Below are 18,744 nucleotides of genomic sequence, written 5' to 3' on the forward strand. Positions count from 1 at the left end.
ACGGCATCCCCTCCCAGGTCCGGCACGAGCCGCCCGGGCAGGGAAAATGACGGATCCCGGAACCGAGGGAACGCGGGACAAGCATCAGCCCTGATCGAGGAGGTCAAGCCATGAAAGCGAAGCTCGCGGCGGTCATCCTGGCGGTCTGCGCGGTCGAGGCCGCCGCCCAGGCGCCAAAGGCCCATTGGGCGTTCGAAACGCTGGCCGGCGGCCGCACGCCGGAATCCGTCAGCGGGAACGCAGACGCCGTCGAGGGCTGCGCTGAGAAGGCGCCCGGGATCGAAGGCAGCGGGTTGCGTCTCGACGGGTTCACGGCCTGCGTCAGGAGCTCCGGCCCGGGCCGCGTCGTGACCGGGGCCGAGATAACCGTGGAGGCCTGGATCGCGCTCGGCGAATATCCCTGGAACTGGTGCCCGATCCTGACCTCCGAATCGGACGAGGTGAAAGGCTATCGGCTGATGATCGGTCCTCTCGGACAGGCCTCGCTGGAGTGCGCCGTCGGCGGCCAGTGGCTGGCCTGCACCAGCGAGAGGGACTCGATCCCGCTGCGGACCTGGATGCATATCGTCGGCGTCTACCGGGCCAAGTCCGAGATGTCCCTTTATATCAACGGGACGCTGGTCGCGTCGAACAAGATCTCCGGGGCCATTACCCAAGCCCGGGCCGGCTACCTCCTGGGCATGGTCGCCCGGCCGGCCAAGCCCTCCGACATCCACAGGGTCCGGGGCACGGTGGCGGCCTATTTCGGCTTGGACGGCATCCTGGACGAGGTCCGCATCTACGACCGCGCCCTGACGGCCGCTGCCATCAAAGAACGAGCCGCGCTGGGCAACGGCCTGAAGCCGGATATCGCTCCCCGGCGCCTGCCCACGATCGAGAGGAATCCCGGTCGGTTCGGCGCATACTACACGAAGCTGAAATACTACCCCGCCTGGGACCGCCTCTGGCCCGTCGACCAGGACCCCGATATCGTCGTCTGCTTCCCCGGGTCCGCGGTCAGGTTGGTCTTCTGGCGAGGCACCCGCTATGGGGCCTCCTGGGTCTCCGAGAACGAGAACTGGATGACCGACCAGAGCGTGGAGACCTGGGAGAGCGCCGCGGCCCGCGACCCCGAGGGCTGCTACGAGCACATGCAGGACCGGCACTGCCGCTTCTCCCACGTCCGCATCATCGAGAACACCGAGGCGCGCGTCGTCATCCACTGGCGCTACGCCCCGGTCAGCGCCTACGACCACACCTGGAACGCCGATCCCAAGACCGGCTGGGAGTGCTGGATCGACGAATACTACACCATCTATCCGGACACCAGCGCCGTCCGCAAAGTCTCCTGGAAGACAGGGACGCTCGGCGATCTCAGGCAGTTCCAGGAAACGCTGGCCCTGCTCCACCCCGGCCAGATCGTGTCCGATCTACTGGAAAAGGACTTCGCGGTCGTCGCCGACTATGCCGGAAAGACAGCCAAGCTGTCGTACATCGATGATCCCGATGTCCCGCCGTACGGCCCGTTCAGCTGGGACGCCCCCCAACCGTACACGGTTCAACAGTACCAGTTCAAGTCGCTGAACAAGCCGTTCATCTGCTTCGAGCCGGGCAACCGGATGTTCCTCCGCTTCGAGCGGCTCGACGCTTATCATCGGGCCGCCGGCTGCAACCATTTCCCGGTGGGCCAGGCCCGCTGCGACGGCCGGACGACCATGACGTCCGACCGGCCCTCGCATTGCTCGAGCTTCCCCATCTCCGACCCCGTCATCCACGAAAAGGACGGCCGGGAGTACTGGGCCGGCCTCTACGGCATGACGGACTGGACCGTCCCCAGGGTGGTCGCCTTCGGCCGGTCCTGGGCCTACCCGTCCGAGCTCGTCCTCAAGGATCCCGACGTCCGGTCCGAAGGCTATGACCGCGGCCAGCGCTGCTATCAACTCGTCAACGCGACGGGCCGGCCCAAGGCCTTCGAGGTCCGCCTGATGGCCGGGGCCTCGGTGCCGGCGGTCCATCCCGTCTTTCGCGTTCAGGGCTGGAACGGAGAGAGGCCCCGGGTCCTGGTGGACGGGCGGGAATGCCTGGAGGCCCGCGTCGGGCTGGACCGGCGGCTCGAAGGCGATCAGTTGATCGTCTTCTTGCCGATTGAGGCCAAGTCCCCGGTCACGGTCCGGATCGTTCCCGACTGACTGGCAACGAGGACAGGGCCAGCCGCCGAGCGGAACGCGGCTCAGCCCCGGCCGACCGCCGCCTCGATCTCCTCGATGGTCAGCGGCTTCCTGCGCCCCAGGACGCGATGGCCGCCGGCGGTGATGACCACATCCTCCTCGTTGCGGATGCCGCCGAAATCCTTGTAGGCCTCGATGCGGTCGTAGGCCAGGAAATCCGGGAAACGGTTCTCGGCCCGCCACTGGTCAATGAGCTGGGGGATGAAATATACGCCGGGCTCGACGGTCACCACGAATCCGGGCCGGAGAGGCCGGGCCAGGCGCAGCGACTTCAGGCCGAACTGCGTGCTCTTGGGCCGTCCCTCATAGCCGACATGGACCTCGCCGAGGTCCTCCATGTCGTGGACGTCGAGCCCCATCATGTGGCCCTCGCCGCAGGGGAAGAAAAGGGCGTGGGCCCCCTGGCGCACGGCTTCGTCGAGATCCCCCTTCATGAGGCCGAGGTCCTTGAGCCCCTCCGCGATCTTGCGGCAGGCCGCCAGGTGGACGTCCAGATGAGGGACGCCGGGCCTGAGGGCCGCCTTGGCCGTTTCATGGGCGGCCAGGACGACGCGGAAGACGTCCTTCTGGCGTTCGGTGAATGCGGGATCGACGGGCATCGTGGTCGAGAGGTCGCCGGCATAATGGAGGGCCGTCTCGGCCCCGGCGTCGAGAAGGAACATCCTCCCGCTCCGGAGGATATCGACCTGGGCGTGCTGGTGCAGGACCTCGCCGTGGACCGTCGCGATGGTCGGGAACGAAAGGTCCCCGCCGGCGGCCAGGGCGACCTCGCGGACGGCCGCGGCGATCCGCGCCTCCGTGACTCCGGGCCGGGCCAGGCGCAGGGCCGCGAGGTGCATATCGAGGGACACGTTGACGGCCTTTTCGATCTCCGCGATCTCTTCGGGGCTTTTGACCGACCGCTGCTCGACCGCGGCCCGGATGAACGGGACGGAGGCCTCGTCCCTGGCCCGTTCGGGCGGGACCCCGAGCCAGGCCAGCAGCTTCAGCTCGTTCTCCGGACGATACGGAGGCAGGAAATGGACCTTGCGCCCGGCAGACCTGGCCGCAGCCAGCGCATCTCCCAGCCGGGACGGCGCCGCCGTGCGCTCCACCCCCGCGCCGGCGGCCCGCTCCCGCAGGGACGGCAGGGGTCCGGTCCAGACGAAGTCCTCTATCGTCGGGTCGCCGCCGAAAACCGTCTCCGTGCCTTCGTCGAGGTCGATGACCGCGGCGAGGCCGGGGGTATCCAGGCCGAAATAGTACAGGAACGAGCTGTCCTGGCGGAAGCGGTAGGCGTTGTCCGCATAGTTCATCGGGCTCTCGTCGTTCCCAAGGAAGAGGGCGAGACCCTGTCCCAGCAGCATCCTCAGCCGGGCCCTTCGCGAGCAATACACGTCTCGATCGAACATCTCAGTCCTCCCCTGGCAACGGCAAGCGCTTCTCGCCCTTGGCCTTTTCGATCGCGGCGAGCGCCGCCGCGACATTCGCCGCCTCGGGATTCCGGGGATCGAGATCGAGGAACTTCTTGAGGTTCTCAGCGGCCCTGTCAAGGTCGCCCTTGTTCAAATAGGCCAGGCCCAGCCGGTGATAGATCCTCGGCCAGTCCTTCTTGATCCTGGCCGCCTGCTCGAAATACGCGATGGCCTCGTCGATCCTCTGGTTCGAAAAGAAGATCTCGGCGACATTATAGGCCGCCGCCTGGTCCTCCGGAGAGATCTCCAGGATCCTGCGGAAGTTGTCCTGGGCCGCCGCGAGATCCCCGCGTTTCAAAGCCGTTTCACCCAGTCCAGACAGGGCCCGGAGGGCCGTCTCCTTGTGCGCCTTCAGGCCTTCCGGCGACCGGGCGTCCTTGTCGAGGACGCCGCGGAATTCGGCTTCCGCCTTGTCCAGGTCCCCGCGCTCGGCATGGACGGCCCCGATGTTGAGGCGGACGGCATACAGATCGGGGTATTTCCGGGCGAATTCCTCGAAAGCCGCCAGGGCATCGTCGTACCGCCCCGCCATGAGCATCCCGCCGCCGCGCTCGAGAAGCTCACGGCCCGCGTCGTCCGCCTTCAAGGCGTCCAGCCCCGACGCGTTCTTGAGCGTCAAGGCCACCGGGGGGTTGGTCTTGATCTGGCTGACCTGGATCTCGGTGCCGGCGGCGATGAAGCCGTCCTTGGAAGCGGTGACCCGCCAGGCCCCTGTGCCCAGGCCCATGAGGGCGAAATGGCCCTTCTTGTCGGTCTTGCCGTCGATGCGGGTGCCGCTGCCTGAGCTTTCGGCGAGAACGGTGGCGCCCTGGATTGCGGCTCCGGTTTCATCGATGACGTTCCCGCTGATCCGGCCCCGTCCGCGGTCATCTTGGGCCGAAAGGGCCAAGGCCAGCCCCAGCAAGGTCACTATAACGGTCCGGCAGGATCTCATCGTCATCTCCATACAGGATTATTTCTGTTTCTTGAGCTCGTCGATCCTCGATCGGACGCCGGGCTGTTCGGGACTGAGCTCGAGCGATTTGTTGAAGGCCGCCAGCGCCTCGGGGATCTTGCCCAGGTCCGCCCAGCATTCTCCCATCATGTTCATGAGAACGGCGTTGACGCCGTAGCGTTCGACGGCCCGATCCGTGACCTCGATGGCCTGGCCGGGCTGTCCGGCGCGGCGGAGGGCTTGGGCGGCCACGACGTACGTATCGTATCCAGCCTTCCTGCCGGGCTGAACGAAGGAGGCGAGCGTCCGAGCCGCTGCCGGCGCGCGGTCGAGGGCCATGTAGGCCCGGGCCAGGGAATGCGCGGCGTCCTCCGACTCCGGCAGCCGGGCAAAAGCCCGCTCGAGCAAAGCCAGGGCCTCTTCGTGCCGGCCGAGGTTGAAGAGCTGGATCCCCAGGATCCCCTGATAGGCGGGATCCCCGGCGTCGGGAAGGATGCGCGAGTACACCCACGGCCGCGGCAGTCTCTCGGCGAAGGTCACGTCGAACTCCTCCGCGGCCGAGACGATCTCAGCGCCGCCCGACCAGGCCGAGGCCCGGAGGGCATAATGGGCAGGGGGGAAATCCGACAGGGGGATCTCCTCGAGGATATCGGGCAGATCGGGATAATCGGACGGCTTCCTGACGATCGTCCGGAAAGGTTGGCCGTCCTTGCTGATCTCGAGCCGGATCTCGGCCGCGGCGGCGAGGTCAGGGCTCAGGTTATGGACCTGAAAGGCGACGGCCAGCGTTTCCGGACGGGCGAACGTCCTGTCCGGCTGGCAGAGGACCTGGCAGGCCCCGATCCGGAAAGCCTTCATCCGCCGCGCGCCGGGCTCGAGCCGGACGGCCTTGTAGCCGAGGAGCGGCTGGGTCATCTGGACGGCCGGGCCCGCCGGGGGGATGCGCAAGCCCTGTTCGACGGACGTGAATTCCTTGGAGATCTCGTTCTTGATCAGGACAGACAGGCTGTAATCGCCGCCGACCAGTGGAAATAGGTCCTGGAAGTCGAACGGGACCCGGTTCGCCTCGTCCATCTGTTCCCCGTTCAGGTTCAGGGCGACGGTCTTGTCGAACTGATGAACGAGCCGTCCGTCGGCCGTGGACACCCGGCCGATCACCTTGAGGTTCGTCAAATAGGCATTTCCCCGCTGGTGGAAGGACAGCCGCCTGGGCTGGATGGCGTAATGGACGAAGTACGGGCCCGACGGGTCGCGGAAGACCTTGATCAGGCTGTCGTTGTCGATGTAATTGGCCGTGTACTCGACTTCGACGATGTCCTTGTACGAGAGGAACTTCTGGGCGTACCGGACCTCGACGCTCCGGGCCGCGGCCGTCTCGACGCGCTGGATGAGCAGGTCCGAGGCGAGCGACGGCCTTCCGTAGACCGTCCCCGCTTCACCGGGCACGAGGCACAGCGACACCTCGGCCAGGGTCGGCTCGGCCTCCCGGAGCTTCTCATAGGCCGCCGTGTAATCCTGGCCCCCGTAATAGCCCGTCAGGAGGGCTTGGGGGCCGTCGGCGATCGGGCTGTAAAGCCTGTGCTCGCCGCTCCCGTCCTCCTTGAAGAAGACCAGGTTGAACGCCGGCGGCAGGCCAAGGTCCGTCTTGCCCTGGTAGAACCAGACCTCGGTATCATAGGTCGAGGTCTTGCCTTCGAACTTCTGCGTATCCTGCGGCTCACCCAAGATAATATAGATGCGGCCGCGGTCCGTTTGCCACCCTGGACGGGACGAGCCCCGGCCGAGGTAGCGGTTGGCGTAGGTGATGCGGCGATAGTGTTCGGTCTTGGCTTCGTTCTCGGGCGTTCCCGGCGTCGGATCGCGCTGCTTCCAGAAAGCTTCAACAAAGAGGTCCCGCTCTCGATCGGAGCGTAGGCTCAGGAAGACCTCGCGCTCCGTCCGGGTGCTGATATAGCAGACCTCCTCCTCGAGCCACTTGCGATAGGTTTCTGGGAGCTTCGGCTTGGCGGCCTTCTGGTCAGCCTGGAGGGGGCCGGCGAGGATGGACAAGGCGAGCAGGAGGGGCCAGGCGCGTGACAGGACATGCAGGGCCCTTATCTTTCCCAACGAGTCTCCTTCCTTACTCCAAACATAGTTTCATAATATAACAAAGTCTGGGGGGATTGTCCAGAACGGTTCAGCAACGCGTCGGGGGCTGGGCCCGCATCCGGCCGCGGACCCCAGGAAGCGTCGGCGGCAGGACGGCCCTTCGTTATGCGAAAGCGCCTCCATTTGGGTTATAATCGCCGCGGAGGGGCCCATGAAAGCCAAAGACACCGCCCAGGTTCGGGCCGCGGCCGCGGCCCTGCTGCGCAAGGCCCGCGTCGTCGTCACCCGCGACGAACTCGAGGCCATGGAGGTCGCCGACCTCGGCCTCGGCGACATCAAGCGCGTCGGGCTCGAGGTCATCGTTTACGAGAACAACGACCGCTACTGCGCCAAGGAGCTCATCCTCCTCCCCCGCCAGATCTGCCCGGAGCACCGCCACCCGCGCGTCAACGGCCGGAACCTGGGAAAGAAAGAGACCTTCCGCTGCCGCCACGGGGAGGTCTATCTCTATGTCGCCGGCGAGCGCACGCCCCGGCCGAAGGCCCGCGTGCCGCGGAAATACAAGCCGTTCCTGACCGTCTGGCGCGAGATCGTGCTGCGGCCCGGCGACCAGTACACCCTGCCGCCGAACTCCCTCCATTGGCTCCAGGCCGGCGACAAGGGGGCCGTGGTCTCGGAGTTCTCGTCGACGAGCACGGACGCGAACGACGTCTTTTCCGATCCGCGGATCCGCCGGGTCGCTTCGTCCTGAGCCCGGCGTCAGCGCGGGCGGCCGGGAGCCGGACCGAGTTTCGCTCCAACGTGGCTTCGGCCGCGGCCGGGACGCGCCCCCTACCGCGGCGGCGGGAATCGTGCTAAAATAAGGGCTCAAAAGGACGCAGAGTTATGCCTAAGACGACCAATAGACCGATGCGCAGCCTGCTTTTCTGGATCTCGGCCGGGATCATCCTCATTCTCGCCTGGAGCCTGCTCCAGTCCCCGGCCATGGCCAAAAAGGAGGTCACCTTCTCCCAGTTCATGTCCGAGGCCGAACAGGGGAAGGTCGAGGAAGTGACGATCCAGGACAACCAGCTCCGCGGCAAGTTCACCGACGGCCAGACCTTCAAGACGGTCCTGCCCGCCGGCTACAACGACCTCATCAGGATCCTCCGCGACAACAAGGTCAATATCGTCGTCAAGGACACCTCCCGCAGCCCGGTCTTCACCATCCTCATGAGCTGGTTCCCGCTCCTCTTGCTCATCGTCTTCTGGATCTTCTTCATGCGCCAGATGCAGTCGGGCGGCAACAAGGCCATGGCCTTCGGCAAGAGCCGGGCCAAGCTCTTCTCCGGCCAGCAGAAGAAGGTGACGTTCAAGGACGTCGCCGGCGTCGAGGAGGCCGAATACGAGCTCGGCGAGATCATCGACTTCCTCAAGGAGCCCCGCAAGTTCCAGCGCCTCGGCGGCCGCATCCCCAAGGGCGTCCTCCTGGTCGGCGCGCCCGGCACGGGCAAGACCCTTCTGGCCCGGGCCGTGGCCGGAGAGGCCGACGTGCCCTTCTTCTCGATCAGCGGCTCGGACTTCGTCGAGATGTTCGTCGGCGTCGGCGCCTCGCGCGTCCGCGACCTCTTCGACCAGGGCAAGAAGCACGCCCCCTGCCTCATCTTCATCGACGAGATCGACGCCGTCGGCCGCCAGCGCGGGGCCGGCCTCGGCGGCGGCCACGACGAGCGCGAGCAGACGCTCAACCAGCTCCTCGTCGAGATGGACGGCTTCGACTCCAACGAGGGCATCATCCTCATCGCCGCCACCAACCGCCCCGACATCCTCGACAGCGCCCTCCTCCGGCCCGGGCGCTTCGACCGCCAGATCATCGTCAACATGCCCGACGTCAAGGGCCGCGAGGAGATCCTCAAGGTCCACGTCCGCAAGGTCCCCCTGGACCCCGACGCCGACCTCAAGGTCCTGGCCCGCTCGACCCCGGGCTTCAGCGGGGCCGACCTGGCCAACATGGTCAACGAGGCCGCCCTCCTCGGGGCTCGCCAGGGCCAGGACAAGGTCACGATGAAGGACCTCGAATCGGCCAAGGACAAGGTCCTCATGGGCGTCGAGCGCAAGAGCATGATCATCAGCGACGAGGAGAAGAAGAACACGGCCTTCCACGAGGCCGGCCACGCCCTTACCGCCGCGCTCATCCCCGAGGCCGATCCCATCCACAAGGTCAGCATCATCCCCAGAGGCCTGGCCCTGGGCCTGACCCAGCAGCTGCCCCTCGACGACCGCTATACCTATACCAAGGAATACCTCGAGGCGCAGCTGTCCGTGCTCATGGCCGGCCGCATCGCCGAGAACATGTTCCTCAACAAGACGACGACCGGCGCGGCCAACGACTTCGAAAAGGCCACCGAGATCGCCCGCAAGATGGTCTGCCAGTGGGGCATGTCCGACCTCGGACCGCTGACCTTCGGCGAGCGCGACGACCTCATCTTCCTCGGCCGCGACCTGGCCGTGAACAAGAACTTCAGCGAGAAGACCTCCGAGCGGATCGACGACGAGGTCAAGAAGATCATCATGCGCTGCGTCAACCGCACCCGGGAGCTGCTCGAAGCCCACCGGGAGGATCTCGTCCGGATCGCCGAGCTGCTTCTCGAGAAGGAGGCCATCGGCTCCGAGGAGATCAACGCCGTCATCGACGGCAAGAAGGCGGCCCCGGCCGGCCCGGCCGCCCCTGCGGCCCCCGCGCCGTCAGCCCTGGCTGCGCCCGCCGCTCCGGCCGGCGAAGCCCCGGAAAAAAGCTGAGGGAAGGCCGGCGGAGACCATGAGCCGAGCCACGCTCCCCCTGAGGATCCGGGGGCAGCGGTTCGACCTCGGCCCGCACGTCTGGCTCATGGGGGTCCTCAACGTCACGCCGGACTCGTTCTCCGACGGCGGCCGGTATCTCGATCCGGACCGGGCCGTCGGCCACGGCCTGGAGCTGGCCTTCGAGGGGGCGGACATCATCGACGTCGGCGGCGAGAGCACCCGGCCCGGCTCGCGGCCGGTCCCCGAAGCCGAGGAGATCGGCCGCGTCCTGCCCGTCATCCGGGCTCTGCGGAAAAAAACGGCATCGTTCATCTCCATCGACACGACCAAGGCCGCCGTGGCCCGGGCCGCCCTCGACGCCGGGGCCGACATCGTCAACGACACCAGCGCCTTCCGCGCCGACCCGGACATGGCCGGCGTGGTGGCCCGGGCCGGCGCCGCCGCAGTCCTGATGCACATGCAGGGGCTGCCGCTGACCATGCAGGACGCTCCCCGCTACGACGACCTCGTCGGCGAGGTCCGCGGCTTCCTGGCCGAGCGGCTCCGGGCCGCCGAGGCCGCGGGCATCCCCCGGGAGCAGCTGATCGTCGACCCGGGCATCGGCTTCGGCAAGACCGTCGAGCACAACCTCGAGCTCCTGCGGCGCCAGGGCGAGTTCCTCGAGCTCGGCCGGCCGCTGCTCCTGGGTTTTTCGCGCAAGGCCTTCCTGGGCGCCATCCTCGACCGGCCCCCGGCCGGGCGCCTGGAGGGCACGATCGCCGCGGCGGTCCTGTCGGTCGAGCGCGGCGCCCACATCCTCCGCGTCCACGACGTCGGGGCGGTGGCCCGGGCCGTGCGCTCGACCGAGGCCGTCCTGAACCTTGGCGGCGGGAACGGCGGCCCCGGCGATCCGGCGGCGCCGGGGGGAGGGGCCGGCCATGTTCGCTGAGGCCTGGACGCTCCTCCGCCACGTCACTTTCCTCGACGTTCTCGACATCCTGCTCATCGGCTTCATGATCTATTACGTCCTCCTGCTCATCCGCGACACCAAGGCCTACCAGGCCGCGGCCGGGCTGGCCCTGATCGGCGCCATCTACCTCCTGACCATGTGGGGCCATCTCGGAGTCTCCAACCGCATCATCCGGTCCTTCGTCAACTACCTTATCATCGGCATCATCGTCCTCTTCCAGGCCGAGATCCGCCGCTTCCTGACGGAGATCGGCTCGCGGACCTTCCGCAAGCCCCTGGCCCTGCGCTCGTTCCAGGAGAAGATCGAGGACCTCTTCCAGGCCATCGACTTCCTGTCCCAGAAGAGGATCGGGGCCCTGATCGCCATCGAGAAGGAGATCTCGCTGTCGACCTACGCCGACCGCGGCGCGGAGGTCGACGCCGTCCTGTCCAAGAACCTGCTGGTCTCGATCTTCTTCCCCCACTCGCCCCTCCACGACGGGGCGGCCATCGTCAAGGGCGACCGGATCGTCGCGGCCGCCTGCCTCCTGCCGCTGCCGGCCGCCCACCGGCTGAGGAGCCCGTTCCAGACCCGGACCCGGCACCTGGCCGCGATCGGACTGTCCGGCGAGACCGACGCCGCGGTCATCGTCATCTCCGAGGAGACGGGGACCGTCTCCCTGGCCATCAAGGGCCAGCTCGAGCGGTTCGACGACAACGACGCCATGCAGAAGCGCCTGCTCGGTTATCTGAGGAACTGATGCGACATCAGATGGCCCGCTCGTTCTTCCGGGATTGGCCGCTGAAGCTCGTCTCGCTCGTCCTGGCCCTCGTCGTCTGGCTATTCCTCGTCCCGTACGAGAAGGTCTCCTCGGAGAAGTCCCTGACCATCCCGCTCGAGACCCGCAACGTCCCCGCGGGCCTGGAGATCGTCGCCCGGCCGCCGGCCACGGTCGACATCACGCTCCGGGCCCCCAATCGCCTGCTCGACGAGATCGGGCCCTCGGCCCTCGTGGCCCGGCTCGACCTCGACCGGGCCACCGTGCTGCAGCAGGAGTACCCGCTGAAGGCCTCGATGGTCGCCGTGCCGCCGGGCGCGGACGTGGTCAAGGTCTCGCCCTCCAAGGTGACGATCAAGCTCGAGCGCACGGCCGAAGCGACGCTCGAGGTCCGGGCCACCATCCGCGGCAAGACCGCTCCCGGCTTCCACGTCGTCGGGCTCGAGGTCGATCCCTCGGGCGTCGCCGTCCAGGGGCCGGAGAGCCGGATCAAGACCGCCGGGGCGGCGGCGACGGCGCCCGTCGACATCTCGGGCCTGTCCGAGTCCACGGTCTTCGACGCCGACATCATCCTGCCCCGGCCCGAGCTCCGGTTCGCGGACGCCCAGACGGACGCCCGGGTCACGGTCCGCATCGAGCCCGACAAGCCGGCCGCCCGGCCGGGGGCCAGGACAAAGAAGGGACCCTGATCCCGTGAAAAAGAAGCTCTTCGGGACTGACGGGGTCAGGGGGATCGCGGGGCGCTTCCCGCTCGACCCGCCGACCATCGCGCGGCTGGGGCAGGCCCTGGTGGAACTGCTCGATGCCAAGGGGCTCGGCGCGGGCATCCTCATCGGCCGGGACACCCGGGAATCGGGCCCGTGGATGGAGCGGGCCCTGGCCCGGGGCGTCCGCGCCGCCGGCGGCGAGGCCGTTTCGGCGGGCGTCATCCCGACCTCGGCCGTCTCCTACCTGACGAAAACGCACGGCTTCGCGGCCGGCGCGGTCATCTCGGCTTCGCACAATCCCTTCGCGGACAACGGCATCAAGGTCTTCTCTCCCCTCGGGGTCAAGATCCCGGACGAGTGGGAGCTCGAGATCGAAACGGCCGTCCTCGAAGGCCGCGGCCGGCTCACCGGGCACGAAGCGGACGTCGATGTGAACGGCAAGCTGGCCGGCGATTACGCCGCCTACCTGGCCGGGCGCGTCCGGCCGGGAGCCGCGGCCGCGGCGGGCCTGAAGGTCGTCGTCGATTGCGCCAACGGGGCCTCCTTCGTCCTGGCGCCGCGGATCCTCCGGGGCTTGGGCTTCGAGGTCGAGGCCATCAACGCCGCGCCGGACGGCCGGAACATCAACGCCGGCTGCGGCTCGCTCCATCCCGAGGCCCTGGCGGCCCGGGTCCGGGAGGAGGGCGCGGCCCTGGGCATCGCCTTCGACGGGGACGCGGACCGGGCCGTCTGGGTTGACGGGACCGGCCGCCTGCTCAACGGCGATCACACGCTCTTCGTCCAGGCCCTGCACATGAAGGACGCGGGGCGGCTGCGGACGAGCGACGTCGTGGCCACGACGATGAGCAACATGGGCCTCGAGCGGGCCCTCGAGGCCCGCGGCCTCGGCCTGGTGCGGACCAAGGTCGGCGACAAGTACGTCCACGAGGAGATGGTCGCCCGCGGCGCGAACCTCGGCGGGGAGCAGTCCGGCCATACGATCTTCCTCGATGACCTGCCCACGGGGGACGGGATCCTGACCTCGCTGCGCATGCTCGAGGTCCTGGCCGGGCGCGGCGGACCGATGGCCGCGCTCGTCGAGGGCCTGGAGGAGTACCCGCAGACGCTGGTCAACGTCAGGGTCCGGCGGAAGCCCGACTTCGCGGAGCTGCCGGAGGTCCTGGCCGCGGTCGAGGTCGTCCGCCGGCACGTCGGCCGCGACGGCCGCATCGACCTGCGCTACTCGGGGACCGAGCCGCTGGCCCGGATCATGGTCGAGGCCCGCGACCGGGCCACGGTCGAGTCCTGCGCCACGCTGGTCGCCGAGGCGGTCCGCAAGCACATCGGGGAGGAATGACATGAGACTCGCAGTCAACATCGACCACTTCGCGACGCTGCGGGAGGCCCGCCGGGCCGCCGAGCCCGAGCCGGCGCTGGCCGCACTGCTGGCCGAGCAGGCCGGGGCCCACGGCATCGTCTGCCACATCCGTCATGACCGGCGGCACATCAAGGAGCGGGACCTGCGGGTGCTCCGCGAGGTCGTCAAGACCAGGCTCAACGTCGAGATGGCCGCGACGGAAGAGATGAAAGCCGTCGCCCTCGACGTCCGGCCCGACGTCGTCTCGCTCGTGCCGGAGCGGCCGGAGGAGCTGACGACCGAGGGCGGCCTGAAGGTCGTCGCCAACCGGAAGGCCCTCGGGCCCCACGTCGAGGCGCTGCGGAAGGCGGGCATCCGGACGAGCATCTTCATCGACACGTCGCTCGACGAGATCAAGGCGGCCCGGGAGATCGGCGCCGACCTCGTCGAGATCAATACCGGCAAGTACGCCGACCTGAAGGAAGGGCCGGAACGGGACCGGGCGCTCGCGGCCGTCCGGGAGGCAGCGGCCTACGGACAAGGGATCGGCCTCGAGGTCCACGGCGGGCACGGCCTCGACTACCGGAACGTCGGGCCCATCGTCGCCCTGCCCGAGATCGCCGAGCTCAGCATCGGCTTCGCTATCGTGGCCCGGGCGGCCGTGGTCGGCATCGAGCGGGCCGTGCTCGATATGCTGGCGTTGTTGGGATAAATCGGGGACACGATACCATGTCCCTCATTTAGTGAGAAGCGCCGATAGCGCCGGACGAAAGGGGGACATGGAATCATGTCCCCCTTTCGATTGGGCACGATGTGACGTGCCTCAGGGCTGTAAGGAAAGAGGGACATGGCATCGTGTCGCCGATTTTCTTGTTTTGGGGGATGACATGGACATCCGCATCAACATCGAACGCCTTAAGCGCGACCTCGAGGAGCTCGGCCGCATCGGCCGGGACGACCGCGGCGGGATCACCCGGCCGTCGTTCAGCGCGGCCGACCTCGAGGCCCGGGCCTGGCTTCGGAAAAAGATCGAGGAGGCCGGCCTCGGCTATCGCCAGGACGGCGCCGGCAACCAGTTCGGCCGCCTCGAATGCGGCGGGAAGACCGTCATGGCCGGCTCGCACATCGACACGGTGCCGAGCGGCGGCATGTTCGACGGCGCGGCCGGCGTGCTGGCGGCCCTCGAGGCGGCCCGGCGCATCATCGAGGAGAAGGCCGCGCTGGCCAGATCGCTCGAGGTGGCGTCCTTCACCGACGAGGAAGGCAACCTGGTCGGGGATTTCCTGGGCAGCCGGGCCTTCATGGGCCTCCTCGACGAGAACGAGGTCCGGGGCGGCCGGACGTCCTTCGGCCTGCCCTTTGCCGAGGTCCTGAAGAAGGCCGGCTTCACGGCCGAGGGCATCCTCGGCGCCCATCGGGACAGGCCGGAGCTCGAGGCCTACCTCGAGCTGCACATCGAGCAGGGGCCCGTCCTCGAGGACGAAGGGGTGCCGATCGGGATCGTCGAGCGGATCGCCGGCAAGCACTACCGGCGATGCGCCTACGTCGGCGAATCGGGCCACGCCGGGACGACGCCGCTCGAGCTGCGTCACGACGCCTTCCTCGGGCTGGCCGATCTCGCCCTCCGGGCGACCCAGCTGGTGGCCACGCGATATTACGGCAGCGTGCTGACGGTCGGCCGGGCGGTCCTTCATCCCGGCCTGTTCAGCGTCATCCCCGGCCGGGCCGACTTCACGCTCGAATTCCGCAGCGCCTCGCCCGAGACCCTGGCCGCGATCGAACGGGACGTTTTCGCCCTGGCCGAGGACATCGCCGCGACCCGTGGGCTGACCTTCCTCTCCAAGATCGTCGACCGGACGGCCCCCGTCGCGGTCGCCCCCCGGATCGCCGCCGCGATCGAGGCGGAGTGCCGGTCGCTCGGCTACCCGTCGATGCGGGTAACGAGCGGCGCCGGCCACGACGCCCAGATCATCGCTTCCGGATGCGACGCCGGGATGATCTTCATCCCCTCGCCCGACGGCGCCAGCCACACGCCGGAGGAGCGGGTCGACTGGGGCGACCTGGAGAAGGGCGCCAACCTGCTCCTGGCGGCGATCCTGCGGCTCGCGCGGTGATCAGAAGCGGATGATCCCGGCCTTCTCGAGGGCCCGGCCCAAGCGGACCATCGTCTTCGCCCTCTGGGACGGCGAGGAAGAGGGCCTGTGGAGGTCCGCCTATTACGGCCGGAAGCCCGTCTTCCCGATGGAGAAGACCATCGCCAACATCAACCTCGACATGGTCGGCAACGGCGACGTCGGCGACATGGCCTCGCTCGGGGCGGATTTCCTGTGGCTCCTCCGCCAGCTCAAGCCGGCCGCGTTCTAGCGGATGCCGTCGCCGTAGATGACGATCGTCCGGTCTCCGATGAGCGGCCAGCCGTTCTTCCAGTCGTACTCCTCGGTGCCCGCGGGCATGGGGTTGACCCTGATGACGCAGGCGCCGCGGACGCAGGCGCCCGCGTTGTGGTCCATCATGGGCCCGAAATCCCAGCCGTCGCCGTAAGTCTTGTCCTTCTGCGACCGGTCGGGCCGGCCCGGCTGCCGCTGGGGCCTGATCAGCCGGTACGGGCCTTCGCCCGCGAGCCGGCCGCTGCCCTTCTCGTAGGTCGAGGGATCGAGGGGCCGGCCGTTCCGCTCGAAGGCCAGCATCAGCCAGGGCTGGCCGTGGATCTTCCGCCCGTCCCGGACCCCGTCCGGCAGCTCCGGAGGATACTTGACGAAGGCCGCCCCTGCGCCTTGGAGCGAGCCCGGGCCGGCGCAGAAGCGGCCGCGAGGGAAGGGCTCCCGGATGTCCTCGAGGCTGTAATCGACGCTGTAGCCGTCCGGGGCGAAGACGGTGATGCCGGTGACGCCGGTCAGGAAGACCTTGGCGGCCGAGAGCAGGTCGATGATCCGGACGCCCGTGAAGGTCACGTAATCGTCGGTGGGCTCCTTGGTCGTGTTCATCAGCAGGAACTCGCTGTGCCGGGGGAGCTTGTGGATCTCGTCCCAGCCGAAAACGATCGTCCCGGCCTGGGGCAGGCCGGGCCGGCTGGCGGCGTCGCCGGGAAGGCGCAGGTCGGCGATCTCGGCGCCGTTGGGCGAGCCGTCGCCGTCGGAGTCCTGGCCGGCGATGGCCGCGAACGCGCCCGGGTTACGGCCCGCCTTCTCGTAGGCCGCCCCGTACGCGTTGAGGGTGTCGGCTGCCGTCCCGGGGACGCCGGTCCGGTACCGCGGATTCGGGTAGACGAGGAGATGGCAGTAGCTGCAGGGGCTGTACTCCCGCTCCGTGTCGGTCCCCTTGATGCCGCCCCTGTGACAGGTCTGGCAATCGTCCAGGCGCGTCCCGGCCGCCGCGGGATACCGCGTGATGAAGCCCTGCATGTCGGCGTCTTTCTCGTGGCCGGCGTAGGCCCGCGATCTCACGGCCTCCTGGCCGCCGCCGGCGCCGAGGAGCCAGACGGCCGATCCCGCGACCGCCGCCGTCAATACCATGATCCCGATCGATCTGGCGCTGATGCTCATGTGTCCTCCGGAAAGGGCAATCTTAGCCGAACCGGCCGCCGCGGGCAATAGCGGGAGGAGATCGGGCCGGCCTGGCCGCGCCGGCCATATCCGGCAACGGCGCCGTTGTGGTAAAATATTGTGAGGGAGCATGAAATCCCCCATGAGCCAGAGATCCCGAGCCGTTCCCGTCCGGTTCGCGCTTCTCTTCGGCCTGGCGGCCATCGCGGCCGCCGCCGGGGCAGGCGCCGTCCCGGCCGTCTCGAGCTCGCGGGCCGCGGCGCCTCTGTCCCTGGACGGCAGGATGGACGAATGGACGGCGGCCGACCGTTTCGTCGACGCCAAGTCCGGAATCGAGGCGGCTTTCCAGAACGACGGCCGCGATCTCTACATCCTGCTGGTCGCCCGGACCCCCGAGGCCATGAGGGCCATCGAGGCCACGGGCTTGACCATCCTCGGCCGCCCGGCCGGCGGCCGGAAGCCGGCCAGGGGGGTCCGCCTCCAGACCCGGCAGATCACGCCCGACGGCCTCATCTTCTGGCGCGAGAGCCAGGGCGCGGTCATGACCGAGGCCGAGAAGGCCGAGCTGCGCAGGACCCCCCGGCACCCCGTCCATGTGGCCTTCGCCGTCGAGGCCAAGGGCAGCTCGTACGGGCCGCTTCGCCGCCAGCCGGGGACAAATCCCCCGGATTTCGCCTCGTCCGGGGACGGCGCGATCTACGAGTACCGCGTGCCCCTGGCCTCGCCCGCTCTCGTGCCCGGGGCCATCGACGGCAAGCCCGGCGCGGCGGTCCGCGTGACGCTCGAGTGGGGCGGCCGGATCGAAACCAACCTGTCCACCCGGTCCAGCCGGGAATCCCCCGATTCCAGAAGCGGCTACATGTCCGGCACCGGGCGCACGTGGGGCCAGGAGTTCCTGGATTCCTTCGACTCGATGTCCCGCCCCTCCGAGACGACGAAGAAGTACAAGCTCGACATCGACGTTCGGCTGGCGGACGCCCGGTAGATGCCCCTCCGGATCGGAGCGGTCCCTGTCGATTTCGAGGTCGGCCTCGGCGCCTTGGCCGGCTACAGCGACCTGCCCTACCGGCTGATCTGCCGCTCCCTCGGCGCGCCCTACTGCCTGACCGAGGCCATGCTCGATCGGCAAGTCCTGCTCGAAGGCAAGATGCGCAAGCGCCTGGTCCGGCTCGACCCGGCCGACCACCCCGTCGCCGGCCAGATCATGGGCGTCGAGCCGGAGACCATGGCCGAGGCCGCCGCCGCCCTCGACCGGATGGGCTTCGACATCGTCGATCTCAACTTCGCCTGCCCCGTCCGCAAGGTCGTGGCCCACAAGCGCGGCGGGGCGCTCATGAATGATCCCGGCCGGGCCCTGGCGACGGTCCGGGCCGTCATTGCGGCGGTGCCGGGCCGCCCCGTGACGCTCAAGCTGCGCAGCTCGTTCCGCAGCGCCGACGCCTCCCGCGAGGCCTTCTGGACGATCGCCCGCGGCGCTTTCGAGGCGGGCGCGGCGGCCATCGCCGTCCACGCCCGGAGCGTCGAGCAGAAATACACCGGCCGCGCCGACTGGGGCTTCCTGGCCGAGGTCAAGCGCGCCTTCCCGGACCGGATCGTCCTCGGCTCGGGCGACGTGACCTCCCCGGCGGAGGCCCTTCGCCTGATCGCCGAGACGGGCATCGACGGCGTCCTGGCCGCCCGCGGGGCCATAGGCAACCCCTGGTTCTTCGCCCAGGCCCGAGATCTGGCCGCCGGACGGGAGGCCCGGCGCCCGGCCCTCGCCGAGCAGCGCGAGGTGATCTACCGGCACTACCGGCTCGCCTGCGAGGCCTACGACCCGCAGCGCGGCCTCAAGATCCTGCGCCACTTCAGCCTCCAGTACGCCAAGATGCACCCCCGCCGGACCGAGCTCCGCAACGCCCTGGTCCCGGCGCGGACCGAGGCCCACTGGCGGGCCGTCATCGACGCGTTCTACCGCGGCGGCTGATCGCCCCCCTGGCTTCTTTACAG

16 protein-coding genes are annotated in these 18,744 nt (G+C 68.6%); 12 read left to right on the top strand and 4 right to left on the bottom strand.

Annotated elements, in window-relative coordinates:
- The first annotated feature begins 110 nt into the window (after positions 1-110).
- Positions 111-2,168: a LamG domain-containing protein gene (locus ABFD52_10355; GenBank protein ID MEN6561164.1), complete on the top strand. Its 2,058-nt coding sequence runs from the start codon at positions 111-113 to the stop codon at positions 2,166-2,168.
- Positions 2,169-2,209: 41 nt separating this feature from the next.
- Here ABFD52_10355 and ABFD52_10360 read toward each other — a convergent pair whose 3' ends face one another.
- The 3 genes from ABFD52_10360 to ABFD52_10370 are packed head-to-tail and all read right to left on the bottom strand — an operon-like array spanning position 2,210 to position 6,701.
- Complete coding sequence (locus ABFD52_10360; GenBank protein ID MEN6561165.1) at positions 2,210-3,598, bottom strand: aminopeptidase P family protein; 1,389 nt, start codon at positions 3,596-3,598, stop codon at positions 2,210-2,212.
- Between the two features lies 1 nt (position 3,599).
- Positions 3,600-4,595 carry a tetratricopeptide repeat protein gene (locus ABFD52_10365; GenBank protein ID MEN6561166.1) on the bottom strand — a complete coding sequence of 332 codons (996 nt, stop codon included), beginning with the start codon at positions 4,593-4,595 and terminating at the stop codon, positions 3,600-3,602.
- Between the two features lie 18 nt (positions 4,596-4,613).
- Positions 4,614-6,701, bottom strand: coding sequence for a GWxTD domain-containing protein (locus tag ABFD52_10370; protein ID MEN6561167.1), 2,088 nt, complete (start codon positions 6,699-6,701; stop codon positions 4,614-4,616).
- A gap of 193 nt (positions 6,702-6,894) precedes the next feature.
- Between ABFD52_10370 and ABFD52_10375 the strand changes: the two genes are divergently transcribed.
- The 9 genes from ABFD52_10375 (at position 6,895) to ABFD52_10415 (ending at position 15,577) form a co-directional block, all read left to right on the top strand.
- Positions 6,895-7,434 carry a D-lyxose/D-mannose family sugar isomerase gene (locus tag ABFD52_10375; GenBank protein MEN6561168.1) on the top strand — a complete coding sequence of 180 codons (540 nt, stop codon included), beginning with the start codon at positions 6,895-6,897 and terminating at the stop codon, positions 7,432-7,434.
- Positions 7,435-7,568: 134 nt separating this feature from the next.
- Complete coding sequence (ftsH, locus tag ABFD52_10380; GenBank protein ID MEN6561169.1) at positions 7,569-9,461, top strand: ATP-dependent zinc metalloprotease FtsH; 1,893 nt, start codon at positions 7,569-7,571, stop codon at positions 9,459-9,461.
- 19 nt (positions 9,462-9,480) lie between these two features.
- The gene (gene folP / locus ABFD52_10385; GenBank protein MEN6561170.1) at positions 9,481-10,392 is read left to right on the top strand and encodes a dihydropteroate synthase; all 912 of its coding nucleotides are present in this window, start codon (positions 9,481-9,483) and stop codon (positions 10,390-10,392) included.
- The gene (gene cdaA, locus ABFD52_10390) at positions 10,382-11,152 is read left to right on the top strand and encodes a diadenylate cyclase CdaA (protein ID MEN6561171.1); all 771 of its coding nucleotides are present in this window, start codon (positions 10,382-10,384) and stop codon (positions 11,150-11,152) included. The genes folP and cdaA overlap by 11 nt, the downstream gene beginning before the upstream one ends.
- Positions 11,152-11,859, top strand: coding sequence for a CdaR family protein (locus ABFD52_10395; protein ID MEN6561172.1), 708 nt, complete (start codon positions 11,152-11,154; stop codon positions 11,857-11,859). Before cdaA ends, ABFD52_10395 begins: the two co-directional genes overlap by 1 nt.
- A 4-nt stretch (positions 11,860-11,863) precedes the next feature.
- Entirely contained in the window at positions 11,864-13,213 is a 1,350-nt protein-coding gene (gene glmM / locus ABFD52_10400; protein ID MEN6561173.1) for a phosphoglucosamine mutase, read from the top strand.
- 1 nt (position 13,214) lies between these two features.
- Positions 13,215-13,925 (top strand): pyridoxine 5'-phosphate synthase, encoded by a 711-nt coding sequence (locus ABFD52_10405; GenBank protein MEN6561174.1) that lies wholly within the window; start codon positions 13,215-13,217, stop codon positions 13,923-13,925.
- Between the two features lie 175 nt (positions 13,926-14,100).
- Entirely contained in the window at positions 14,101-15,327 is a 1,227-nt protein-coding gene (locus ABFD52_10410) for a Zn-dependent hydrolase (protein MEN6561175.1), read from the top strand.
- 10 nt (positions 15,328-15,337) lie between these two features.
- The gene (locus ABFD52_10415; protein MEN6561176.1) at positions 15,338-15,577 is read left to right on the top strand and encodes a M28 family peptidase; all 240 of its coding nucleotides are present in this window, start codon (positions 15,338-15,340) and stop codon (positions 15,575-15,577) included.
- Here the strand turns inward: ABFD52_10415 and ABFD52_10420 are convergent.
- The gene (locus ABFD52_10420) at positions 15,574-16,755 is read right to left on the bottom strand and encodes a GEGP motif-containing diheme protein (protein MEN6561177.1); all 1,182 of its coding nucleotides are present in this window, start codon (positions 16,753-16,755) and stop codon (positions 15,574-15,576) included. The genes ABFD52_10415 and ABFD52_10420 overlap by 4 nt on opposite strands.
- 142 nt (positions 16,756-16,897) lie before the next feature.
- Between ABFD52_10420 and ABFD52_10425 the strand changes: the two genes are divergently transcribed.
- Both ABFD52_10425 and ABFD52_10430 read left to right on the top strand, forming a co-directional pair.
- On the top strand, positions 16,898-17,740 hold the full coding sequence (locus tag ABFD52_10425; protein MEN6561178.1) for a hypothetical protein: 843 nt from the start codon (positions 16,898-16,900) through the stop codon (positions 17,738-17,740).
- Positions 17,741-18,721 (top strand): tRNA-dihydrouridine synthase, encoded by a 981-nt coding sequence (locus ABFD52_10430; protein ID MEN6561179.1) that lies wholly within the window; start codon positions 17,741-17,743, stop codon positions 18,719-18,721.
- Positions 18,722-18,744 lie beyond the last annotated feature (23 nt).

Source organism: Acidobacteriota bacterium (assembly GCA_039683095.1).
Lineage (GTDB): Bacteria > Acidobacteriota > Aminicenantia > Aminicenantales > Saccharicenantaceae > RBG-16-66-30.

What these genes read in the sequence shown, in the direction of transcription:
- ABFD52_10355 (MEN6561164.1), top strand. Translation starts at nt 111, where the DNA reads ATGAAAGCGAAGCTCGCGGCGGTCATCCTGGCGGTCTGCGCGGTCGAG.
- ABFD52_10360 (MEN6561165.1), bottom strand. Translation starts at nt 3,598, where the DNA reads ATGTTCGATCGAGACGTGTATTGCTCGCGAAGGGCCCGGCTGAGGATG.
- ABFD52_10365 (MEN6561166.1), bottom strand. Translation starts at nt 4,595, where the DNA reads ATGAGATCCTGCCGGACCGTTATAGTGACCTTGCTGGGGCTGGCCTTG.
- ABFD52_10375 (MEN6561168.1), top strand. Translation starts at nt 6,895, where the DNA reads ATGAAAGCCAAAGACACCGCCCAGGTTCGGGCCGCGGCCGCGGCCCTG.
- ftsH (MEN6561169.1), top strand. Translation starts at nt 7,569, where the DNA reads ATGCCTAAGACGACCAATAGACCGATGCGCAGCCTGCTTTTCTGGATC.
- folP (MEN6561170.1), top strand. Translation starts at nt 9,481, where the DNA reads ATGAGCCGAGCCACGCTCCCCCTGAGGATCCGGGGGCAGCGGTTCGAC.
- cdaA (MEN6561171.1), top strand. Translation starts at nt 10,382, where the DNA reads ATGTTCGCTGAGGCCTGGACGCTCCTCCGCCACGTCACTTTCCTCGAC.
- ABFD52_10395 (MEN6561172.1), top strand. Translation starts at nt 11,152, where the DNA reads ATGCGACATCAGATGGCCCGCTCGTTCTTCCGGGATTGGCCGCTGAAG.
- ABFD52_10405 (MEN6561174.1), top strand. Translation starts at nt 13,215, where the DNA reads ATGAGACTCGCAGTCAACATCGACCACTTCGCGACGCTGCGGGAGGCC.
- ABFD52_10410 (MEN6561175.1), top strand. Translation starts at nt 14,101, where the DNA reads ATGGACATCCGCATCAACATCGAACGCCTTAAGCGCGACCTCGAGGAG.
- ABFD52_10415 (MEN6561176.1), top strand. Translation starts at nt 15,338, where the DNA reads ATGATCCCGGCCTTCTCGAGGGCCCGGCCCAAGCGGACCATCGTCTTC.
- ABFD52_10420 (MEN6561177.1), bottom strand. Translation starts at nt 16,755, where the DNA reads ATGAGCATCAGCGCCAGATCGATCGGGATCATGGTATTGACGGCGGCG.
- ABFD52_10425 (MEN6561178.1), top strand. Translation starts at nt 16,898, where the DNA reads ATGAGCCAGAGATCCCGAGCCGTTCCCGTCCGGTTCGCGCTTCTCTTC.
- ABFD52_10430 (MEN6561179.1), top strand. Translation starts at nt 17,741, where the DNA reads ATGCCCCTCCGGATCGGAGCGGTCCCTGTCGATTTCGAGGTCGGCCTC.